Raw genomic sequence first — 20,638 nt, forward strand, 5'->3', positions numbered from 1 at the left:
AGCATCTGGGGGAGGACCCTCCTGATCGCCGTCCTGACGGCGGCGTCCATCGTTCTTGTCCTGCCGAGCCTGACGGACAACCTGCCTGCTGCCTGGAGGGAGAAGAGCCCGAAGATCCACCTGGGGCTCGACCTCCAGGGAGGGGTCTTCCTGCGCCTTTCCGTCGAGATCGACAAGGCGATCGAGAACACCACCATGCGCTACGCCGACGACGCCCGCGCGATCCTGCGGGAGAAGGGGATTCCCGTGCTCGCCATGGCGAAGGACGGGATCGACGGCTTCTCGCTCACCCTTCCTCCCGGGGATTTCGCGGACCGCGCCATGAAGGTGCTGCAGGAGTCGGTGGGCACGATCGACTACACGCTGGGGTCGGTGACCTCGTCGGGGTCGGTCGTCAAGGCGAGAATGACGCCCGGCGAGGTCAAGGCGATCCGCGCGAACTCCGTGACCCAGGGGGTGGAGACCATCCGGAACCGGATCGACCAGTTCGGGGTGCGCGAGCCGCAGATCGTCGCGGAGGGGGAGGACCGCATCGTCGTCCAGCTCCCCGGAGTCAAGGACCAGCAGCGCGCCATCGATCTGGTCGGCAAGACCGCCCTCCTCGAGTTCAAGCTCGTGGACGAGGGGGCGAGCGTGGAGGAGGCGCTCAAGGGGAACCTCCCCGAGGAAGACCAGCTCCTCTACATGAAGAACGTCGACTCCCAGACCGGCCGCCTCTCCAGGACCCCGATCCTCGTCCGGAAGCGGGCGGTCCTCACGGGGGACACCATCAAGACCGCCCGGGTCAACTTCCAGTCCCAGGCGGGGGGGGCCTACGTCTCCCTCTCCTTCGACAACCGGGGCGCCCAGATCTTCGACCGGGTGACCGCCGAGAACGTCAAGCGCCGTCTGGCGATCGTGCTGGACGACACCGTCTACTCGGCGCCCGTGATCCAGGAGCGGATCTCGGGCGGGGAGGCGCAGATCACCGGCTCCTTCACCCCGGAGGAGGCCTCCGACCTCGCCATCGTCCTGCGGGCCGGATCGCTTCCCGCGCCGGTGAGGATCATCCAGAACGTGTCCGTGGGACCCTCCCTCGGGCGCGACTCCATCCAGAAGGGGATCCGGGCGGGCGTCATCGGGGCGTTCCTCGTCATCGGGTTCATGCTGGTCTACTACCGGTTCGCGGGTCTTGTGGCGGACCTCGCCCTGGTCTTCAACATCCTGTTCCTCCTCGCCGGGATGGCCCTGCTGGAGGCGACGCTCACGCTCCCCGGGATCGCGGGGATCATCCTCGCCATCGGGATGGCGGTCGATTCCAACGTCCTCATCTTCGAACGGATCCGGGAGGAGCTTCGGTCGAAAAAGACGGTCCGGGCCTCGATCGACGCGGGCTACGACAAGGCCTTCTGGACCGTCGTGGACTCCCATGTGACCACGTTGATCACGGCGATGATCCTGTTTCAGTTCGGGACCGGCCCGATCAAGGGGTTCGCCGTGACGCTCTCGATGGGTGTGGCCATCAACCTCTTCACGGCGCTCGTCTGCACCAAGGTCGTGTTCGACTACCTCAACGCAAAGCGGCCGATGCAGGCCTTGAGCATCTGACCACCCCGCCGCGGGACGGGGAGAATAGACCCACAGGGGACAACGACGACGATGCTGGAACTCATCAAGAACACCAACATCGATTTCATGGGGCTCAAGAAGTACGCGTTTGCCTTCTCCGGTCTGGTCGTGCTGTTCGGCCTGTTCGCCGTCTTTCAGATCTTCACCGGCCGGGCGAACCTGGGGATCGACCTCGCGGGAGGCACCTCCCTCCAGGTGCGGTTCGAGCAGCCGGTGGCGATCGACCAGGTCCGGAAGGCCCTCGCGGCCGGAGGGTTCCCCGAGGCGAGCCTCCAGTCGGTCCCCGACGAGAACATCATCCTCATCAAGGTGAGCGCGCGGGGGAAGGAGGAGAAGATGGTCGGGGAAAAGGTCGTCGGCCTTCTCCGGCAGGGCTTCCCCTCCAACCCGCAGACCGTGGAAAGCGTTTCGGAAATCGGTCCCGCCATCGGGAAGAAGCTGCGGACGGACGCGCTGTTCGCCCTGATCGTCTCCGCCGCGGCGATCATCCTCTACCTTGCCTGGCGTTTCGAATTCAAGTTCGGTGTGGCGGCTGCGCTGGCGACGTTCCACGACATCATCATGCTCGTGGGGATCTTCTACCTGCTCGGCCGGGAAATGGACCTCCTCTTCATCACCGCTCTCCTCACCATCGGGGGGTATTCGCTCACCGATACAGTCGTGGTCTTCGACCGGATCCGGGAGAACATCCGCCTTCGCAAGAAAAACACCTTTTCGGAGACGATCAACCTCAGCGTGAACGAAGTGCTGAGCCGCACCGTGATCACCTCCCTCACCACGTTCGTGGCATGTGTCGCGCTTCTCCTGTTCGGCGGCGTCGTCCTGAAGGACTTCTCCCTGGCCTTGGCGATCGGGATCATCATCGGGACCTACTCCTCCATCTTCGTGGCCAGTCCGATCGTTGCGATATGGCGGGGCGAAAAGATGATCCAGGTGAAAAGGTAACGTGAGGGGTTGACGGGGGAATCCGGACGAGGATGGCTGCTCCGCGCCCCGGATGAATCGCTCGTCCGGGATGTCCGGGAAAGGACCGGCCTTTCCGAAACGGCTTCCCGGATCCTGGTGAACCGCGGGATCGTTTCCCCCGGGGAGGCGGACCGGTTTCTCGACGGCACGATCCGGGACCTCTCCTCTCCCTTCCCCATGAAGGACCTCGAGAAGGCTTCCCGCCGCCTTGTGGACGCCGCGCGGCGGAAGGAGCCGATCCTGGTGTACGCCGATTACGACGCGGACGGCGCAACGGGCGCGGCCTGCCTGTATCTCTTCCTCTCCGAGGTCTTTCCCGGGACGGACGTCACGATCCACCAGAACCACCGCATCGCGGACGGATACGGCCTGAAAAGGAACCACCTCGAGGCGGCCGCCGCGGCCGGGGTGAAGGTCGTCGTCACCGTGGATTGCGGGATTACCGACGGGGAGGCGATCCGGTACGCCACGGAAGCGGGGATGGACGTCATCGTGACGGACCACCACGTCCCCGGGGATCTCCTTCCTCCCGCGCTGGCGATCCTGAACCCGAAGCAGAAGGGGTGCCCGTACCCGGAGAAGGAGATCGCGGGAGTGGGCGTGGTCTTCCTCCTGTTGTGCGGGATGAGACGTCTGCTTCGGGAAGAAAGCGCGTTTCCCGGGGGGGACGAACCCGGCCTGCGGAAGTATCTCGACCTCGTGGCGCTCGGCACCGTCGCGGACATGGTCCCCTTGCGGGGCGACAACCGCCTGTTCGTGAAGGCCGGTCTCGAACAGATCCGGCAGAGCCCGAGACCCGGGATACGCGCCCTCCTGTCCGTTTCCGGGATCGCGCAGGAGAACGTGGACGAGATCGACCTGGGATTCCGGATCGGGCCTCGCCTCAACGCGGCGGGGCGGGTAGGCGACTCCAAGCGGAGTTCGGGTCTGCTCGTGACGGACAGTGTCGACCGGGCTTTGCGCATCGCCGCCGAGCTCCACGCGGACAACGTCCGGAGGCAGCGCGAGGAGGAGCGGACATTGCGGGAGGCGACGGCCGCGCTGGAATCGGGACCTCCCCTCTCCTCCCTCTCCGCGATCGTCCTTGCCGATCCCGGTTGGCATCTGGGCATCCTGGGGATCGTCGCGTCCAAGATTGCGGAACGGCATCACCGCCCCGCGGTCCTCCTCCGGATCGAAGGAGGCGAGGCGACGGGGTCCCTCCGCAGTGCGAACGGCTTCCCGCTGATCGACGCGCTCTCCGGGATGTCGCACCTTCTGACCCGGTACGGGGGCCACATGCAGGCGGCCGGCATCTCCCTGCCGGCCGGGAACCTTCCCGCCTTCCGGGAGGGGCTCAACCGCGCCGCCGGGGAGTTCTTCTCGGGGCGCGACCGGGTTCCCCGACTCGAAATCGACGCGAGGGTCCGTTTCGGGGAGATCTCCCGAAGCCTGATGGAGGAGCTGGACCGGATGCGTCCGTTCGGGATGGGGAACGAGGAACCGGTGCTGCTCGCCAGCAACGTGCGCGTGGAGAGGGTTTCCCTGTTCGGCGGGGAGGGGCGCCATCTGAAAGCCGACCTGTCCGGGGACGCCCGGCGCTTCGAGGCGGTGGCGTTTTTCCGGTCGGAGTTGCCCTCGGGACCGGGCGGCTCCCTGGACATCCTGTTCACCCCCCAGTGGAACTATTTCCGGGGGGACCGCTCGATCCGGCTGCGTCTGATCGATGCGCGCCCCTCCGGACCCTCCGGCATTTCCGCGACGCCGGGGCCGTGAACGGCGGGCGGGAGGGCACCCTTGCTCGGATGGGCGAAGATTCGGGAGAGGATCCACGAGGCGATTTCCGCGGATGCCGACGAGAGAAGCCTTGCGGCGGGGTTCGCGGTGGGCGTCTTCTTCAGCTTCACCCCGCTCCTGTCCCTCCACATGGTCCTTGCGCTGATCGTGGCGGTCGTCTTCCGCTTCAACAAGGTGACCACCATCGCGGGAGCCTGGGTGAACAATCCCTACACGATGCCCTTCGTCTTCTACGGCTGTTTCCGCTTCGGCGAGTGGATCCTGGGGGTGCGGATCCCCCCGCCGTCGTTCGAAAGCTACACGCTCCAAAGCCTCCTGATGGCGGCCGTGCCCTATGCCGCCCCCCTGTTTCTGGGAACGACGGTCGTGGGGCTCGCCGCCGCCGCGCTGGGCTATGTGGTTGTCTACCGCATCGCGGTCAGGGTAAAATCTGCGCGTCGGAAAGGGATGCATTGAAGGAGGGTTCTCCTTGAAGGCGTATTCGGTAAGTTTCGGAGGGATTCCTGACAAGTACTCCTCGTGGAAGAGTTCGTCGTTCGTCGTGATCCCGTTCCCGATCGACCTGACCACGACCTACGTGACGGGGACGCGCAACGGCCCCAAGGCGATCATCGAGGCGTCGGGGCACATGGAACTGTTCGACGAGGAGAACAAGATCGAGCCCTACCGGGCGGGAATCTTCGTCTCCCCGGAGATCCCGCTGCTGACCACGGGATCCCTGGCCATCCTGAAGGAACTGGAGAAGAGGATGAACGCGGTGATCCGGGCCGGGAAGTTCCCCATCCTCCTGGGAGGGGAACACTCGGGAACGTGCGGGGCGGTCATCCCCCTGAAGAGAAAGTACGAGGATCTCACCGTTCTTCAGTTCGACGCGCACGCGGACCTGCGGGACACCTACCTCGGAACGCCGTGGAACCATGCCTGCGTGGGGCGCCGCATCGTGGACTCCGGCGCGAAGCTCGTGCAGGTCGGGGTGCGCAGCATCTCGGAGGAGGAGGACCGGTTCCTGCGCAAGGCGGAAAACGTCAAGACGTTCTACGCCTCGGAGGTGAGGGACAATCTCGCCGATGTGACGCGGGGGGTCGTGAGCAGCCTCTCCGGCAACGTCTACATATCGATCGACCTCGACGTGTTCGATCCGGGCATCATGCCCGCCGTGGGCACGCCGGAACCCGGCGGGCTGGACTGGTTCGAGGTGATCGACATCCTGCGGGACGTGATGCGTTCCGGCTGCAACATCGTGGGATTCGACGTCATGGAGCTTTCCCCTCTCCCCGGAATCGTCGCGCCCGATTTCCTCGCGGCGAGGCTGTGCTACCGGATGATGGGGTGGATTCTCGCCATGCGGGAAGAGAAGTAAGGGGGGGAATCCCCCGTCACGGGAGACGTCGCCCATGTTCGTGCCATCGAAGGTGTTTTTCACCAAGGGAGTCGGACGGCACAGGGAACAGCTGACGTCGTTCGAGCTTGCCCTCCGCGACGCGGGTATCGAGAAGTACAACCTCGTCCAGGTGTCCAGCATCCTTCCCCCCAAGTGCAGGATCATCAACAAGGAAGGGGGCCTGAAATCCCTGACGCCGGGCGAGATCGTCTTCGTGGTCATGAGCCGGTGCCAGAGCGACGAACCCCGGAGGCTCATCGCGGCTTCCGTGGGGTGCGCGCTCCCGTCCGACCGTTCCGTATACGGCTACCTGAGCGAGCATCACGCGTTCGGGCAGTCGGAAAAGGTGGCGGGCGACTACGCCGAGGATCTGGCGGCCGCCATGCTCGCCTCCACCCTCGGCATCGAGTTCGACGAGGAGAAAAGCTGGGACGAGAAGAAGGAGGTCTGGAAGATCAGCGGGAAGATCTACCGGTCGTTCAACATCACCCAGTCGGCAATCGTCAAGGACGAGTACGCCACGGTCATCGCCGCGGCGGTTTTCGTGATCTGAGAAGGAGCGGACCCATGAGGGGAGCGAGAATTCTCGGGACAGGACGGGCGTTGCCGCCCCGGGTGGTCACCAACGCGGAACTGACCACCCGGATGGATACGACGGAAGAATGGATCGTGCAGCGCACGGGAATCCGGGAGCGCCGGTTCGTCGACCCGGGGACGGGCACCTCCGACTTGGGCGTGCAGGCTTCCCGCGTGGCCATCGAGCGCGCGGGGCTCACCCCCAAGGACATCCAGTTCCTCGTCTTCGCCACCCTCTCGCCCGACATGTTCTTCCCGGGCTGCGGCGTTCTCGTACAGGAGAAGATGGGGATGGACACGATCGGGGCGCTCGACGTCCGGACCCAGTGCACCGGCTTTCTCTACGGGCTGTCCGTGGCCGAGGCGTACGTCAAGGCAGGCTTCTACGATTACGTCCTGGTCGTCGGGGCGGAGGTGCAGAGCACCGGCCTGGATTTGAGCACGGCGGGGCGGGACATGTCCGTCCTCTTCGGGGACGGAGGAGGAGCGGTGGTCGTCGGCCCCTCGGAACCCGGGAAGGGGATCCTCTCCTCCCACCTCCACTCGGAGGGGAAGTATGCGCGCGAGCTCATGGTGGAGGCTCCGGCGTCCATCGAACACCCGCGGATCAGCAAGGAGATGATCGATGCCGGGAAGCATCATGGAACCATGAACGGCCGCTACGTGTTCACCCATGCCGTGCGGCGTTTCCCCGAGGTGATCCGCGAGGCGCTCGACGCGAACGGGGTCGCCCTCTTGGACGTTTCGATCGTCATTCCGCACCAGGCCAACCTGCGGATCACCCAGGCCGTGGCGAAAGCCCTCGAGCTATCCCCGGAGAAGGTGTTCTCCAACATCGAGAAATACGGAAATACCACCGCCGCCTCCGTGCCGATCGCCATCGACGAGTGCGTCGAGGAGGGAAGGATCCGGGATGGCGATATCGTCTGCCTTGCGGCGTTCGGGTCGGGGTTCACGTGGGCCTCGACTCTGATCCGCTGGTAAGCGGAGAGAAAACCTGCGGTTCCGGATCAGGGACCTGGCGCCCGGGGACCTCGATGGCGTGATGGCCATCGAAAAGGTGTCCTTTCCTTCCCCGTGGTCCCGCTCTCTTTTCGAGGAGGAGATCGGGCGGGAATTCTCCGACGTCATCGTGGCTGTCGAGGATCCGGAGGAAACGGTGGCCGGCTATGCGATCTGCTGGACCGTCGGGGAGGATTCCCACCTGCTGAACATCGCGGTGCGGCCGGACGCGCGCAGCCGGGGGATCGGCCGCTCCCTTCTCCGGGAGTGCATTCGACGGGGTGCGCATGCCGGAGGACGCAGGATCTACCTCGAGGTTCGGCCGGGCAATGAGCCGGCGCTTTCCCTGTATCGGCAAGAGGGATTTCGGTTCGTAGGCGTGCGGAAAGGGTACTACGTGGACACCCGGGAGGATGCGATCGTGCTCCTGCGGGAGATCGGGGAAGACGATGCCGTTTGACCGTCCGCGGTTCATCCGGGGCAGGATCCTCCGGAACGAGGGACGCGGGGAGATCTTTTACCGCATCGAGGCGGCCATTCCCGAGCCCGTCCGCTTCGTTCCCGGGCAGTTCGCCATGGTCTCCGGGTGGCCGGGAAACGACCCGCTGCTCCCCCGCCCGCTTGCGCTGTTCCGTGCCGGGGGAACGCGCGGGAAGGGGAAGATCGAATTCGTCTACAAGGTCGTGGGCAGGGGAACCGCCCTGTTGTCCGGCCTTCACCCCGGCGATCCCCTGTCCTTCACGCTCCCTCTCGGCCGCGGGTTCGACCTCGGCCAGGAAGGCAGGACATACTGGCTGGTGGGAGGCGGCGTCGGGTTCTCCTCGGTGTTCCCGGCGGCGGCCGTTCTCGGAAGGCGCAGGGCCGGTTTCGAGATGTTTCTCGGCGCGCGGACCCGGGATCATCTCCCGCCGAAGCAGTGGACGCCGGGCGGCAAGGAGCCGGGGAGGATCCACCTGTGCACCGAGGACGGAACCGCCGGGTTCCGTGGCCGTGTCACCGAGGCGGTGCTGGAACGGTTGCGGGGACTCTCCCCGGAATCGGTCTCGCGGATATCGATCCTCGCCTGCGGACCGAGGGAGATGCTCCAGGAGATCGCCGCGGCGGCGGGCGAACGAGGCGTCCCGGCGCAGGTGGCGCTGGAGAACCACATGGCGTGCGGCTTCGGGGTCTGCTGGGGGTGTGTCGTGGAGGTGCGGGAAGGCGAAGGGACGGCCTACCGCAGGGTCTGCCGCGAGGGGCCGGTGTTCGACGCGCGGGAGGTCGTATGGTGACCCCCGATCTCTCGGTGTCCCTCGGAGGGCTGCGCGTGAAGAACCCCGTCCTGAGCGCGTCGGGGACGTTCGGCTACGGGATCGAGTTCGCGCCGTTCTACGACATCTCCCGGCTGGGGGCGGTCGTCATGAAGGGGCTGTCCCTCGCCCCCACCCCGGGGAACCCGCCCGGGCGCATCGTGGAGACCGCGGCGGGGATGCTCAATGCGATCGGCCTGCAGAACATCGGGGTGGAGCGGTTCATCGGCGACGTGGTGCCGCGCCTGGAGGACGCCGGCGCGACGTTCGTCGCGAACATCTACGGCAAGACCGTGGAGGAGTACGAGGCGGTCGCCCGCCGCCTGTCGGAAGTCCTCTCCCTCGGCGCGATCGAGGTGAACGCCTCCTGTCCCAACGTCCGGGAAGGGGGGATGGCGTTCGGGGCGACCCCGGAAGGGATCGCCAGGCTCACCGGACGGGTGCGCCTCTGCACCGCCAAGCCCCTCTGGGTGAAGCTGAGCCCGAACGTGACGGACATCGCGGGGATCGCGAAGGCCGCCGAGGGGAGCGGGGCGGACGCGGTGTCCCTGATCAACACGATCGTCGGCATGGCGGTCGACCACAGGACCCGGCGTCCGGAGCTGTCGAACGTCACGGGGGGGCTTTCCGGCCCCGCGATCAAGCCGGTTGCCCTGCGCATGGTCTGGGAGGCGGCAAAGGCCGTCCGGATTCCGGTGATCGGGATCGGCGGAATCCAGAGCGGGGCGGACGCGCTGGAGTTTTTTCTGGTGGGGGCGTCGGCGGTGCAGGTGGGGACCGCGAACTTCCGCAATCCCCGCGCGTGCATCGACATCCTCGAGGGGATCGAGGCGTTTTTCCGCGAGGAGCGGATCGCCCGCCTCGAGGAGTACCGGGGGGGGCTGAAGGAGGAAAAAACCCCTTGAGGTTTTTTCCCCGCGAGGGATATAATGTTCTCGTTTAGGGGATTTCCGGGAAGTGGGCAGCAGCCCACTTTTTTTTTCGATGGACCCAGGTGAAAATCGACACGGAAAGAATCGTTGCTGCCGCCGAGGCCGTGGCGCAGGACGAGATGGTCGAACTCGTCGACGTTGAGGTCTCGCCGGAGGGTCCCCGCCAGGTGATCCGCGTCTTCATCGACCGGGAAGGCGGGGCGCGGCTGGGCGATTGCCAGTCGTTCAGCCGGAAGCTCGGGGCGATCCTCGATGTCGAGGACCCGGTCGGGGGCCCCTACACCCTCGAGGTTTCCACTCCGGGGGTGAACCGCAGACTCAAGCAGCCGAAGCACTTCGCGGCATGCCGGGGGAGGCGGGTGCGGGTCTCCCTGTCGGCTCCCCTCGAGGGGAGCCGGAACTTCCGGGGGATCCTGCTCGGAAGCGACGAGGAGGGAATCGATCTGGACCGGGACGGCAGGACGTTTCGTCTGCCGTACCGGCTGATGCGCAAGGCGAACCTGGACGTCACCCAGGAAGAACTATTCGGGAAGGGAACGAGAAGACGATGATTCTGGATATCGGCCAGATTATCAATCAGCTGGGGAAAGAAAAGGGGATCGACCGGAGCGTGATCATCGGTGCGATCAAGGATGCGCTCGAGAGCGCGGCGAAGAAGAAGTACGGGATGAACAAACGCCTCGAGGCCATATTCGACGAGGAAACGGGGGGGTTCGAGGTCCTCGAGTTCAGGACCGTCGTGGAGGAGGTCAAGGACAAGGAGCTGGAGATCGCGCTCGCGGAAGCCAGGGAGCTGGACCCCGAGGCGCTTCTGAACGACAGCGTCGGGTTCCGGATGAGCACCCGGGATCTGGGCCGGATCGCGGCCCAGACCGCGCGCCAGATCATCATGCAGAAGGTCAAGGATGCCGAGCGGGAAGTCATCTACAATGAGTTCATCACCCGCAAAGGGGAGATCCTGAACGGCATCGTCCAACGGTACGAGCGCGACACCATCATCGTCGACCTCGGCAGGACGGAGGCAGGGATGCCCCCCTCGGAGCAGATCCCGAGGGAGCGATACCGGCAGGGCGACCGGATCCGGGCCTATATCAAGGACGTGACCAAGACGACGCGGGGCCCGGAGATCCTCTTGTCCCGTTCCGACCCGCGTATGATCCTGAAACTCTTCGAGCAGGAGGTCCCGGAGGTCTACGAGGGCGTCGTTTCCATCCTGAGCGTGGCGAGGGAGCCGGGATTCCGCACCAAGATCGCCGTGAAGTCGAAGGAAAGGGATGTGGACCCCGTGGGCGCCTGCGTCGGGATGAAGGGGTCCCGGGTCCAGAGCGTCGTGCAGGAGCTTCGGGGCGAGAGGATCGACATCATTGCCTGGGACGAGGATCCCGCCAAGTTCGTGTGCAACGCCTTGCAGCCCGCGGAGATCATACGGGTCCTCGTGAACGAGTCCGACAAGTCGATGGAGGTCATCGTTCCCGAGGAGCAGCTCCTCCTGGCCATCGGGAAACGGGGACAGAACGTGAAACTGGCCTCCAAGCTGGTGGGGTGGCAGATCGAGGTCCGGGCGGAAGGCCATGTCGAGGACGCGCTGAAACGGGCCGAGGGCCTGTTCGCGCCGAAGAAGACCGAGGAGGAGGCTCCGAAGGAGGAGGGGGCCGGGGCGGAGCCGCCCGCGGCGGAGGCCGGGCCGGAAGCGGCGGACGCGAAGGAGGAAGCTCCCGTTGGCGCGGGGCCGGAACAGGAATCGGCCCCGGTCGAAGAGGGAGCCGGAGACGCGCCTCCGGCGGAGGGGACCCCTGAGGAGAAGCCGGGGGATGGCTCCGGGGCGTAAGCGGTCCCTCCCCCGGCGGACCTGCGTGCAGTGCGGTGCGAAGGGGGACAAGGACCGGTTTCTCCGGATCGCGGGGCGTCCCGGGGAAGGCTGGGAGCCGGACCCCCGGGGCGGAAAGGCGGGCCGGGGGATCTATCTGTGCCGGGAGGCGGATTGCATCGGGGCGTTCGCGCGCCGGATCCGAACGCCGAAAGGAGCCCAGCGATTCCGGATGGGCGCCTGCGCGGCGTCCCTGGCGGAACGCCTGGAAGCGTGGCGGAGCGGGTCTTGAGGAGAAAGGGGCTTTTGCGAAACCGCCCGATGCGCCGGGTTGCCTCCCCGGGAGGCATGGCGCATCATAAGGGGTAGGCAGAACACGCAGGGGGAGTGGATGGAGAAGGTTCGCGTAAGGGATCTTGCCAAGGAACTCGGGATGAAGAGCAGCAAGGAGATCCTGCTGTTCCTGGATCGTATCGGACAGAAGGGGAAGTCCGCGTCGAGCAACATCGAGGGCGATCTGGTCGATCGGGTGCGGACCCACTTCCGCAAGGGTGCCCCGCCTCCGCCTCCCAGGGAAAAGCCGCAGGAAGTGACCCACGCGAACGGGACGATCGAGCGCAAGTCGACCCGGGTGGTGCTGCGACGGAGCGCCCCCGAGCCGGAGAAGCCCGCCGAGCCGCCGCCCCCCGCCCCGGAGGTCCGGGAAGCCGTGGCGGAGGCCGCTCCGATAGCCCCCGAGGCTCCGGCGGAATTGCAGGTGCCGGCGGTGGAGGAGGAAAAACCCGCCGAGCCGGCGATCCGCGTGGTGGAAGCTCCGCCCCCCACGAAGGCCGAGGAGGAGCGCAAGGAGAAGGAACGGAAGTGGAAGAAGGCCAAACCGCACGAGAAGAAGGTCCAGAAGGGGGTGCTGAAGAAGCACATCATCCAGGAGATCGTCGAGGAACCGGAAGTCCCCCCCGTCGTCGCGGAGAAGGCCCCCGCCGAGGCCGAGGCGGTGGTGCGCCATTTCCAGCCGGTCCGGGTCCAGAAGAGGAGGGGGGGAAGACCCGTACGGGAGAAAAAAGCTCCCTCCACCCTCCCGCCGAAGGCAAGCAAGCGCATTTTCAAGATCGAGGAGGTCATCACCGTCGGGGATCTGGCCCACCGGATGGGGGTCAAGGCGGGGGAAGTGATCAAGAAGCTGATCGAGATGGGGATGCCCACGACGGTGAACCAGCTCCTCGACGCCGACGCGGCGGGGATCCTGGCCCATGAATACGGGTACGAGGTGGAGAACGTTTCCCCCGAGATGGAGAGCCTCATCGACCAGGAAGCCGACCGGGAGGAAGACCTCCTTTCCCGGCCGCCCGTGGTCACGATCATGGGACACGTCGACCACGGGAAGACATCGCTATTGGACGTGATCCGGGCGAGCAACGTGATCGACCAGGAGGCGGGCGGGATCACCCAGCACATCGGCGCGTACGAGGTCGAGCACAACGCCCGGTCCCTCGTCCTGCTGGACACGCCCGGCCATGAGGCGTTCACCGCCATGCGGGCGCGGGGTGCCCAGGTGACCGACATCGTGGTGCTGGTGGTGGCGGCCGACGACGGGGTCATGCCGCAGACGGTGGAGGCGATCGACCACTCCAAGGCGGCGGGCGTCCCGATCGTCGTCGCGGTGAACAAGATCGACAAGCCCGGCGCGCAGCCCGACCGGATCCGCCAGCAGCTCTCCGATCACGGGCTGATCCCCGAGGAATGGGGCGGCCAGACGCTGTACGCGAACGTCTCCGCGAAGAAAAAGACCGGCATCGACTCCCTGCTCGAGCTCGTTCTCCTGCAGGCGGATATCCTCGAGCTCAAGGCGAATCCCCACAAGCTCGCCCGCGGGACGGTGATCGAGTCCCGGATCGAGAAGGGGCGAGGCCCGGTCGCCACGGTCCTCGTCCAGGACGGCACCCTGAAGGTGGGGGACGCGGTCGTCTCGGGGACCCATTACGGGCGCGTCCGCGCCTTGATCAGCGACAAGGGGAAACGGTTGACGGAGGTCCTTCCGGGAACCCCGGTCGAGATCCAGGGGATCAACGGTGTTCCCGAGGCGGGGCAGAAGTTCGCCGTCCTGAGCGACGAGCGGACCGCCCGCCAGATCGCGATGCACCGCCTCGAGAAGGTCCGGGAAAAGGTCGTCGCGCGCCCCCGGTTCAGCCTCGAGGAGCTCCACCGGCGGGTCGAGGAAGGCGAGCTGAAGGAGCTGAACATCGTGCTGAAGACGGACGTGCAGGGCTCGCTCGAGGCGCTCCAGTTTTCGCTGAACAAGCTCTCCGGCGAGAAGGTCAAGGTGAACGTCATCCATGCGGGGGTGGGCGGCATCTCCGAATCGGACGTGATGCTCGCCTCGGCCTCCACGGCCGTGATCATCGGGTTCAACGTGCGCCCCGAGCTCAAGGGTGCGGACCTCGCCGAGCGGGAACGGGTCGACATCCGCCTCTATTCGGTCATCTACGACGTGGTGGAGGATATCCGGAAGGCGATGGAAGGGATGCTCGAGCCCTCCTTCCGGGAGATGCCGGTGGGACGCGCGGAGGTTCGGAACACGTTCCACATCTCTCGTCTCGGCACCGTGGCGGGGTGCTATGTTCTCTCCGGCAAGATCACCCGGAACGCATTGGTCAGGCTCCTGCGCGACAACGTGGTCATCTACGAAGGGAAGCTTGCCTCGCTGAAGCGGTTCAAGGACGACACCCGCGAAGTGGTGGAAGGGTACGAGTGCGGGCTCGGTCTGGAAAACTTCAACGACATCAAGATAGGCGACCAGATCGAGGCGTTCGTGATGGAAAAGGTCGTCGAGACGCTTTCGTAGACGGTCGCGGTGGGGCGGAGCGGCGGGGGGATGCTGGTCGCGGTGCTCGTGGCCGACCTTCTGTTTCCCGGGTCCGATTCCCTCAAGGACAAGCGAAAACGGTTGAGCGGCCTGATGGGCCGGATCCGGGCGGGGTTCCCGGTTTCGGTGGCCGAGGTCGGGTTCCAGGACCTGAGGCAGCGCGGGAGAATCGGCGTGGCCCTGGTCTCGACGGACTCCCGCCTGGCCCAGTCGATCCTGGACCGGATCACGGACATGGTGGGGCGGGACGGGGAGATCGAGATGACCGGGCGGCGGATCGAGATCCTCCGGATGAGTGACGAAGAAGAATGAAAGGACGCGGAGATCGTCCCACGCGCGTGGCGGAGAGGATCCGGGAGGAGGTCTCCCTGATCCTCCAGAACCGGGTGAAGGACCCCGGCCTGGGGGGGGTTACGGTCACCGACGTCGTCGTGACCGGCGACCTGAAGATCGCGCGGATTCATTATTCCGTTCTCGGGGGGGACGAGGAGCGCCTCCTGGCCCGGGACGCGCTCCGGCGTTCCCGGGGGTACATCCGGAGAGAGCTGGGAAGGGTCTTGCAAATGCGGTACTCCCCCGATATCAACTTCCATCTCGACACCACCTACGAGAAAGGCGAACGGATCGACCGCCTGCTGCGGGAGGCGTCGCAGGAACCCCGCCGTGAGGAATGACCTTACGGAGATCTGCCGCCTTTTCCGCGAAAAAGAGCGGTTCCTGATCGCCTGCCACGAGAATCCCGAGGGGGACGCCATCGGGGCGGAGCTGGCGCTCGCCCTCGCTCTCCGGAAGATCGGCAAGACGGCCACGGTGCTGAACTCGGATCCCGTCCCCGGCAACCTGGTTTTCCTTCCGGCCGCCGACACGGTCGTGTTCGAGGCGGACGGTTCTTCCCACGAAGTGGCCGTCGTCGTCGACTGCGGGTCGCTTACGCGGACCGGCCGGGTCCAGGCCGAGTTGCGGAAGTGCCCGATCCTCGTGGACATCGACCATCATTCCACCAACGATGCGCAAGGGGACTACTGCCTCATCGACCCGGGGGCCGCGGCTACCGGCATCCTGATGCACCGCATCCTCACCGCCATGGGGGTGCCGATCGACCGCGACATCGCGATGAACATCTATGTCGCGGTGTTGACCGACACCGGGTCCTTCCACTACTCGAACTCCTCCCCGGAAGCCTTTTTCGTCGCGGGCGACATGGTGCGGACCGGGATCGACCCCCGCGAGGTGGCGGAACGGGTCTACGAGACCCAAACCGCGGAGAGGCTCGGTCTGCTCGGGAGGGTTCTGGGCTCCCTGGAACTCGCGGCGGCCGGCCGGGTGGCCGCGATCACGACGACCCGGAAGGACCTCCGCGATTTCTCCGCCACGAAGGACCATCTCGAGGGGTTCATCAACTACCCCCGCTCCATCATCGGGGTCGAGGTCGCCGTGGCGTTCCGCGAGGAGAAGGCCGGGGAGATACGCGTGAGCCTGCGCTCCAAGGGGAGGGTGGACGTGTCCGCCGTCGCCTCCGCGCTCGGCGGGGGAGGGCACCGCAACGCCGCCGGCTGCATCGTCGGCGGTTCCCTGGACGAGGTCCGGCGCAGGATGTTCGCGTTGCTTACGGCCGCGCTCCCGTGAAGCCGGTCGACGGCGTCATCGTTCTGGACAAGCCGTCCGGGATCACCTCCTACCGGGCCGTGGAGCGGGTGGGACGCGTGTTCCGGGGGAAAAAATGCGGCCACGCGGGGACCCTCGACCCGATCGCGACCGGGGTCCTGCCCGTCTGCGTGGGCCGGGCCACCAAGATCGCCGGCTACCTCGCGTCCCAGGAGAAGGAGTACGACGTCTTTTTCCGGTTCGGGGTCGAAACGGACACCGGGGACTCCACCGGCAGGCAGATCGTCGCCAACCCGGGGGAATACGCGCAAGAGGACGCCGTGCGGGCCGCGGTCGCCGGCCTCGTCGGGGAGTGGGAGCAGGTTCCCCCTGCCTATTCGGCGATCAAGGTGGCCGGGACACGCGCCTACGCGCTCGCCCGGCAGGGCAAGCCGGTGGATCTCGCGGGGAGGAAGGTGAAGGTGTACGAGGCCCGGGTCCTCTCGTGGTCGCCGGAAGGATTCCGTGCCTTCCTGCGCTCCTCGAAAGGGTTTTACGTCCGGGCGCTCGCGCGGGACCTGGGGAGCCTGCTGGGGGTTTCGATGCACGTCTCGGGGCTTCGCCGCCTGATGAGCGGTCCCTTCCGGATCGAGGAGTCGATCCCGCTCGCGGATCTCGTCGAAGCCGGCAAGCGCGGGGAAGCGCACGACCACCTGGTGCCGATCGAGCGCGCCCTTGCGGGGTTTCCCCGGAGGGAGGTCCCGGCCGAGGCCGCGGCGGCCGTTCGGCAGGGCCGGTCGCCAGGCCCCTGGCTCGAAGGGAGAGCGGCCGTCCGGGACGGGGAAGTGGTGCTTCTCACCTCGGGGGGGGAAGGTCCGGTCGCGCTTGTTACGCGGACCCCTTCCGGCGAGTGGAAAATCGTGCGGGGCATATGAATTTACTTCCCTCGGAGGATATGGTATAAGTCGAAAATATCCGCAATGTTTGTCGATCCTCCTGATCATGCCATGAGGGAAAAGGAAGGGGAGAAATGAGCGTAGTGACGGAGAAGAAAAAGGACGTCATCGGCAAGTTCCGGCTGCACGAGTCGGACACCGGCTCGCCGGAAGTGCAGATCGCGCTCCTCACCGAGCGGATCAACATGATCACGGATCATCTCAAGACCCATTCCAAGGATTTCAACTCCCGTCGGGGGTTGTTGAAACTGGTCGGGCAGAGGAGGCGCCTGCTCGACTACCTGAAGTTGAAGGAGTCGCTTCGATACAAAGCCGTTGTGGAAGCGCTCGGCCTGCGCAAGTAACCAGGGAATCCTATCCAAAAGACAAGAATCCGCCCCTTAAGCGGGCAGCCAAGAAGGGAATAACGACAAGTGGGAAACGTGTACGAAGCGGAAGTTTCGGGAAGAATATTATCCATGGAAACCGGAGTGTTAGCCAAGCAGTCGGGCGGTGCGGCCGTTGTGCGGTACGGGGACTCCGTGGTCCTGGTGACCGCGTGCGTCACCGAGACGTCGCGCCCGGGCATCGATTTCCTGCCTCTTGTCGTCGATTATGTGGAGAAGACCTTCGCCGTCGGGAAGATCCCGGGCGGTTTCTTCAAGAGAGAGGGGAGGCTTTCCGATTTCGAAATCCTGACCTCGCGGATGATCGACAGGCCGATCCGGCCCCTCTTCCCGAAAGGGTTCTACAACGAGGTCCAGGTCATCGCCACGGTTCTTTCGGCCGACAAGGAGAACGACACCGCGGTGCTCGCCATGATCGGCGCCTCCACGGCCCTCTCCCTCTCCGAGATCCCCTTCGAAGGCCCCATCGCGGGCGCCCGCGTCGGGAGGATCGACGGGGAGCTGGTCATCAACCCCCGGATTCCCGACCTGGCGCGGAGCGACATGAACATCTTCGTCGCCGGCAGCCGGGACGCGATCCTGATGGTGGAAGGGGAGGCCTCCGGGGTCCCCGAGGAGGAGGTCCTCGACGCGATCCTTTTCGCGCACCGGTCCCTTGCCCCCGTCCTCGATATCCAGGAGAGGATGGCCGCCGAGCGGGGCAAGCCGAAGCTGGCCTTCGAGAAGAAGGAGCTCGGCGAGGAGGATCTGCGCAAGATCGCGGAGGTGGCGGAGAGCGACCTGCGCGGGGCCTACGGGATCCTGGCCAAGCAGGACCGGCGCAAGAGGATCGAGGAGATCGCCGAGGCGGTCCGCAACGCCTTCTCCGAGGAGGAGCGCCTGGAGAAGGCGACGCTCATCGCGTCCGCCTTCAACGATCTGGAGAAGAAGATCGTCCGCGGGAAGATCCTCTCCGAAAAGCGGCGGATCGACGGCCGCGGACTTACGGACATCCGGCCCATCGACTGCCAGATCCGGGTGCTCCCGCGCACCCACGGGTCGGCCATCTTCACCCGCGGCGAGACCCAGGTGCTCGTCACAGCCACGCTCGGCACCTCCCAGGACGAGCAGCGGATCGATTCCCTTCTGGGCGATTCCACCAAGGCCTTCATGCTCCATTACAATTTCCCCCCCTTCAGCGTGGGGGAGGTGAAGATGCTTCGCGGCCCGGGCCGCCGCGAGGTCGGCCACGGGGCGCTCGCCGAGCGGGCGGTGTCCAAGATTCTCCCCGACGGGCTCGAGTTCCCCTACACCATACGGATCGTGTCCGAGGTCCTCGAGTCCAACGGCTCCTCGTCGATGGCCACCGTGTGCGGGGCCTCCCTGGCGCTGATGGACGCGGGGATCCCCACGAAGGGGAACGTCTCCGGCATCGCCATGGGCCTCATCAAGGAGGGAGACCGGATCGCCGTCCTGTCCGACATCCTCGGCGACGAGGACCACCTCGGGGACATGGACTTCAAGGTGGCCGGGACCGCGAAGGGAGTCACGGCGATCCAGATGGACATCAAGATCGGGGGGGTAAGCCGGGAGATCCTGCTGTCGGCTCTCCGCCAGGCCCGCGAGGGGCGTCTCTACATCCTGGACAGGATGAACGCGGCCATCGACAAGCCGCGTCCCGAGCTCTCGCCGTATGCGCCGCGCATCTACGTGATGAACGTGAAGCCCGACAAGATCCGCGAGATCATCGGCCCGGGAGGAAAGGTGATCCGGGGCATCCAGGAGCAGACCGGCGTCAAGATCGACATCGAGGACGACGGGACCGTGAAGATCGCCGCGGTGGACGCGGAGTCCGCGAAGGCGGCCATCTCCATCATCGAGGGGATCCTGCAGACGGCCGAAGTCGGCAAGGCCTACAAGGGGAAGGTGCGGCGGATCATGGAGTTCGGCGCCTTCGTGGAGCTCTTCCCCGGCACCGACGGGCTTCTCCACATCTCCCAGATCAGCAGAAACCGGGTGCGGGCCGTTTCCGACATCTACAAGGAAGGCGACGAGGTCATGGTCCGGGTCCTCGAGATCGACCGGGACGGCAAGATCCGCCTGACCCACAAGGAGTTCGAGAAGGAGGGGGAAAACCCCCACACGGAGAGCGAGGACGCCGCCGCCGGGGACAGGGCGGAAAGGCCGCCGGGGAGGGATCGGGGAGGAGAACGCGGGGAACGCGACCGGGACCGCGGAAGCGGGAGGCGAGGGAGGCGGTAGGTGCAGGCGGGGGGCTCGTTGTCATGACGGTCGCAAAGACGGTCCTGGGCAACGGCGTCACGATCCTGAGCGAGTACATCCCTCATCTCCGGTCCGCCACCGTGGGGGTCTGGGTTTCCGTGGGCTCCCGGGCCGAATCCCCCCCGGACAACGGGATCGGCCACTTCATCGAGCACATGCTGTTCAAGGGGACGGCGCGGCGGCAGGCGCTCGACATTTCCCGGGAGATCGAATCGGTCGGCGGGACCATGAACGCCTACACCGACCGGGAGTTCATCTTCTTTTTCGGAAAGGTCCTGACGAAGGACTTCCCCCTGGTCGCCGACCTCCTTTCCGACATCTACCTCAATTCCCTGTTCGACGGCCAGGAACTCGACCGCGAGAAGGGGGTCGTCCTCCAGGAGATCCTCATGGTCGAGGACAGCCCCGAGGATCTGATGCACGACTTCTTCCACGAATCGTACTGGGGGGGGCACCCGCTTGGGCTCCCGATCCAGGGGACCTCCGGGAGCGTCGCCGCGTTCACCCGGGAGCGCGTCACGGAATATTTCCGCGACCGCTTTTGGCGCCGCGGGGTGATCGTTTCCGTAGTGGGGAACGTGCCGCACGAGCGGGTCGTGGGCGAGTTCGAAAGGGTGATGGGCCTGCTGCGCCTCGGGGAACGCCATGTTCCCGATCCCCCGCCGCTCCCGCAGCGCGGGGTGTTTCTCAAGGAGAGGCCGATCGAGCAGCTCCACCTCTGCCTGGGCGCCCCCGCGGTTTCCCGGGCGAGCGAGGAGAGATATGCGGCACACATCCTCAACGCCATTCTCGGCGGAAGCATGAGCAGCCGGCTCTTCCAGGAGATCCGGGAGAAGCGCGGCCTCGCCTACTCCGTGTTCTCCTCCCTCTCCTCTTACGCCGACACGGGGATCCTGAAGATCTGCGCGGGCACGACCCCCGACAAGGGGCGGGACGTACTGGGGGTGACCGGGGAGATTCTCGCGGATCTCGCGGCGGGGCGGATTCGCGAGGAGGAGATCGTCCTGGCCAAGGAGCTGATCAAGGGAAGCATGCTCCTGAGCATGGAGAGCGCCGAGTTCCGCATGACCCGGCTCGCGGTGCACGAGATGTTCCTCGGACGCCTCGAAGAGCCCGAAGAGGAGATCCGCAAGCTGGACGCGGTGATGCCGGACCGGCTGAGGGATCTCGCGGCGACCATGCTCCTCCGGGAGCGCTTCTCGCTTGCCGCCGTAGGTGACCTGGCGGACGCCGCCTCGCTCTCCTTCTGA

21 protein-coding genes are annotated in these 20,638 nt (G+C 65.9%); all 21 read left to right on the top strand.

All coding sequences use genetic code 11. The annotated features are described in order from the left end of the window. Positions 1-1,587 (top strand): protein translocase subunit SecD (gene secD, locus VJ307_04610; GenBank protein ID HJX73418.1); only part of this gene is annotated, 1,587 nt, incomplete at its 5' end. A 51-nt stretch (positions 1,588-1,638) separates the two neighbouring features. Next, positions 1,639-2,553: a protein translocase subunit SecF gene (gene secF, locus VJ307_04615; protein ID HJX73419.1), complete on the top strand. Its 915-nt coding sequence runs from the start codon at positions 1,639-1,641 to the stop codon at positions 2,551-2,553. A gap of 9 nt (positions 2,554-2,562) precedes the next feature. Next, positions 2,563-4,329 carry a single-stranded-DNA-specific exonuclease RecJ gene (gene recJ, locus VJ307_04620; protein ID HJX73420.1) on the top strand — a complete coding sequence of 589 codons (1,767 nt, stop codon included), beginning with the start codon at positions 2,563-2,565 and terminating at the stop codon, positions 4,327-4,329. 21 nt (positions 4,330-4,350) lie between these two features. Further along, complete coding sequence (locus VJ307_04625; protein HJX73421.1) at positions 4,351-4,806, top strand: DUF2062 domain-containing protein; 456 nt, start codon at positions 4,351-4,353, stop codon at positions 4,804-4,806. A gap of 13 nt (positions 4,807-4,819) precedes the next feature. Then, complete coding sequence (gene speB / locus VJ307_04630) at positions 4,820-5,710, top strand: agmatinase (GenBank protein ID HJX73422.1); 891 nt, start codon at positions 4,820-4,822, stop codon at positions 5,708-5,710. A 34-nt stretch (positions 5,711-5,744) separates the two neighbouring features. Next, complete coding sequence (locus tag VJ307_04635; GenBank protein HJX73423.1) at positions 5,745-6,284, top strand: arginine decarboxylase, pyruvoyl-dependent; 540 nt, start codon at positions 5,745-5,747, stop codon at positions 6,282-6,284. A gap of 14 nt (positions 6,285-6,298) precedes the next feature. Further along, positions 6,299-7,291 carry a beta-ketoacyl-ACP synthase III gene (locus tag VJ307_04640; protein HJX73424.1) on the top strand — a complete coding sequence of 331 codons (993 nt, stop codon included), beginning with the start codon at positions 6,299-6,301 and terminating at the stop codon, positions 7,289-7,291. Between the two features lie 25 nt (positions 7,292-7,316). Beyond that, positions 7,317-7,769 carry a ribosomal protein S18-alanine N-acetyltransferase gene (gene rimI / locus VJ307_04645; GenBank protein ID HJX73425.1) on the top strand — a complete coding sequence of 151 codons (453 nt, stop codon included), beginning with the start codon at positions 7,317-7,319 and terminating at the stop codon, positions 7,767-7,769. Continuing rightward, positions 7,759-8,580 (top strand): dihydroorotate dehydrogenase electron transfer subunit, encoded by an 822-nt coding sequence (locus tag VJ307_04650; GenBank protein ID HJX73426.1) that lies wholly within the window; start codon positions 7,759-7,761, stop codon positions 8,578-8,580. Before rimI ends, VJ307_04650 begins: the two co-directional genes overlap by 11 nt. Then, complete coding sequence (locus VJ307_04655; protein ID HJX73427.1) at positions 8,574-9,503, top strand: dihydroorotate dehydrogenase; 930 nt, start codon at positions 8,574-8,576, stop codon at positions 9,501-9,503. Before VJ307_04650 ends, VJ307_04655 begins: the two co-directional genes overlap by 7 nt. A gap of 89 nt (positions 9,504-9,592) precedes the next feature. Further along, entirely contained in the window at positions 9,593-10,081 is a 489-nt protein-coding gene (gene rimP / locus VJ307_04660; GenBank protein ID HJX73428.1) for a ribosome maturation factor RimP, read from the top strand. Then, the gene (nusA, locus tag VJ307_04665; GenBank protein HJX73429.1) at positions 10,078-11,358 is read left to right on the top strand and encodes a transcription termination factor NusA; all 1,281 of its coding nucleotides are present in this window, start codon (positions 10,078-10,080) and stop codon (positions 11,356-11,358) included. Before rimP ends, nusA begins: the two co-directional genes overlap by 4 nt. After that, positions 11,342-11,629 carry a YlxR family protein gene (locus VJ307_04670; GenBank protein HJX73430.1) on the top strand — a complete coding sequence of 96 codons (288 nt, stop codon included), beginning with the start codon at positions 11,342-11,344 and terminating at the stop codon, positions 11,627-11,629. Before nusA ends, VJ307_04670 begins: the two co-directional genes overlap by 17 nt. Before the next feature lie 99 nt (positions 11,630-11,728). Further along, a complete protein-coding gene (gene infB, locus VJ307_04675; protein ID HJX73431.1) occupies positions 11,729-14,179 on the top strand; it encodes a translation initiation factor IF-2 in 2,451 nt (816 codons plus the stop codon). Between the two features lie 30 nt (positions 14,180-14,209). Next, positions 14,210-14,512: a DUF503 domain-containing protein gene (locus tag VJ307_04680; GenBank protein ID HJX73432.1), complete on the top strand. Its 303-nt coding sequence runs from the start codon at positions 14,210-14,212 to the stop codon at positions 14,510-14,512. Further along, positions 14,509-14,874 (top strand): 30S ribosome-binding factor RbfA, encoded by a 366-nt coding sequence (gene rbfA / locus VJ307_04685; GenBank protein ID HJX73433.1) that lies wholly within the window; start codon positions 14,509-14,511, stop codon positions 14,872-14,874. Before VJ307_04680 ends, rbfA begins: the two co-directional genes overlap by 4 nt. Continuing rightward, positions 14,864-15,826, top strand: a complete 963-nt coding sequence (locus VJ307_04690) for a bifunctional oligoribonuclease/PAP phosphatase NrnA (protein HJX73434.1) — start codon at positions 14,864-14,866, stop codon at positions 15,824-15,826. The genes rbfA and VJ307_04690 overlap by 11 nt, the downstream gene beginning before the upstream one ends. Next, a complete protein-coding gene (truB, locus tag VJ307_04695) occupies positions 15,823-16,719 on the top strand; it encodes a tRNA pseudouridine(55) synthase TruB (protein HJX73435.1) in 897 nt (298 codons plus the stop codon). The genes VJ307_04690 and truB overlap by 4 nt, the downstream gene beginning before the upstream one ends. A gap of 95 nt (positions 16,720-16,814) precedes the next feature. Continuing rightward, positions 16,815-17,084 (top strand): 30S ribosomal protein S15, encoded by a 270-nt coding sequence (rpsO, locus tag VJ307_04700; GenBank protein HJX73436.1) that lies wholly within the window; start codon positions 16,815-16,817, stop codon positions 17,082-17,084. A 78-nt stretch (positions 17,085-17,162) separates the two neighbouring features. Next, positions 17,163-19,367 (top strand): polyribonucleotide nucleotidyltransferase, encoded by a 2,205-nt coding sequence (pnp, locus tag VJ307_04705; GenBank protein ID HJX73437.1) that lies wholly within the window; start codon positions 17,163-17,165, stop codon positions 19,365-19,367. 23 nt (positions 19,368-19,390) lie between these two features. Further along, a complete protein-coding gene (locus VJ307_04710) occupies positions 19,391-20,638 on the top strand; it encodes a pitrilysin family protein (GenBank protein HJX73438.1) in 1,248 nt (415 codons plus the stop codon).

The organism is Candidatus Deferrimicrobiaceae bacterium (genome assembly GCA_035256765.1).
GTDB lineage: Bacteria > Desulfobacterota > Deferrimicrobia > Deferrimicrobiales > Deferrimicrobiaceae > CSP1-8.

What these genes read in the sequence shown, in the direction of transcription:
- secF (HJX73419.1), top strand. Translation starts at nt 1,639, where the DNA reads ATGCTGGAACTCATCAAGAACACCAACATCGATTTCATGGGGCTCAAG.
- VJ307_04635 (HJX73423.1), top strand. Translation starts at nt 5,745, where the DNA reads ATGTTCGTGCCATCGAAGGTGTTTTTCACCAAGGGAGTCGGACGGCAC.
- VJ307_04640 (HJX73424.1), top strand. Translation starts at nt 6,299, where the DNA reads ATGAGGGGAGCGAGAATTCTCGGGACAGGACGGGCGTTGCCGCCCCGG.
- VJ307_04650 (HJX73426.1), top strand. Translation starts at nt 7,759, where the DNA reads ATGCCGTTTGACCGTCCGCGGTTCATCCGGGGCAGGATCCTCCGGAAC.
- VJ307_04655 (HJX73427.1), top strand. Translation starts at nt 8,574, where the DNA reads ATGGTGACCCCCGATCTCTCGGTGTCCCTCGGAGGGCTGCGCGTGAAG.
- nusA (HJX73429.1), top strand. Translation starts at nt 10,078, where the DNA reads ATGATTCTGGATATCGGCCAGATTATCAATCAGCTGGGGAAAGAAAAG.
- VJ307_04670 (HJX73430.1), top strand. Translation starts at nt 11,342, where the DNA reads ATGGCTCCGGGGCGTAAGCGGTCCCTCCCCCGGCGGACCTGCGTGCAG.
- infB (HJX73431.1), top strand. Translation starts at nt 11,729, where the DNA reads ATGGAGAAGGTTCGCGTAAGGGATCTTGCCAAGGAACTCGGGATGAAG.
- VJ307_04680 (HJX73432.1), top strand. Translation starts at nt 14,210, where the DNA reads ATGCTGGTCGCGGTGCTCGTGGCCGACCTTCTGTTTCCCGGGTCCGAT.
- rbfA (HJX73433.1), top strand. Translation starts at nt 14,509, where the DNA reads ATGAAAGGACGCGGAGATCGTCCCACGCGCGTGGCGGAGAGGATCCGG.
- rpsO (HJX73436.1), top strand. Translation starts at nt 16,815, where the DNA reads ATGAGCGTAGTGACGGAGAAGAAAAAGGACGTCATCGGCAAGTTCCGG.
- VJ307_04710 (HJX73438.1), top strand. Translation starts at nt 19,391, where the DNA reads ATGACGGTCGCAAAGACGGTCCTGGGCAACGGCGTCACGATCCTGAGC.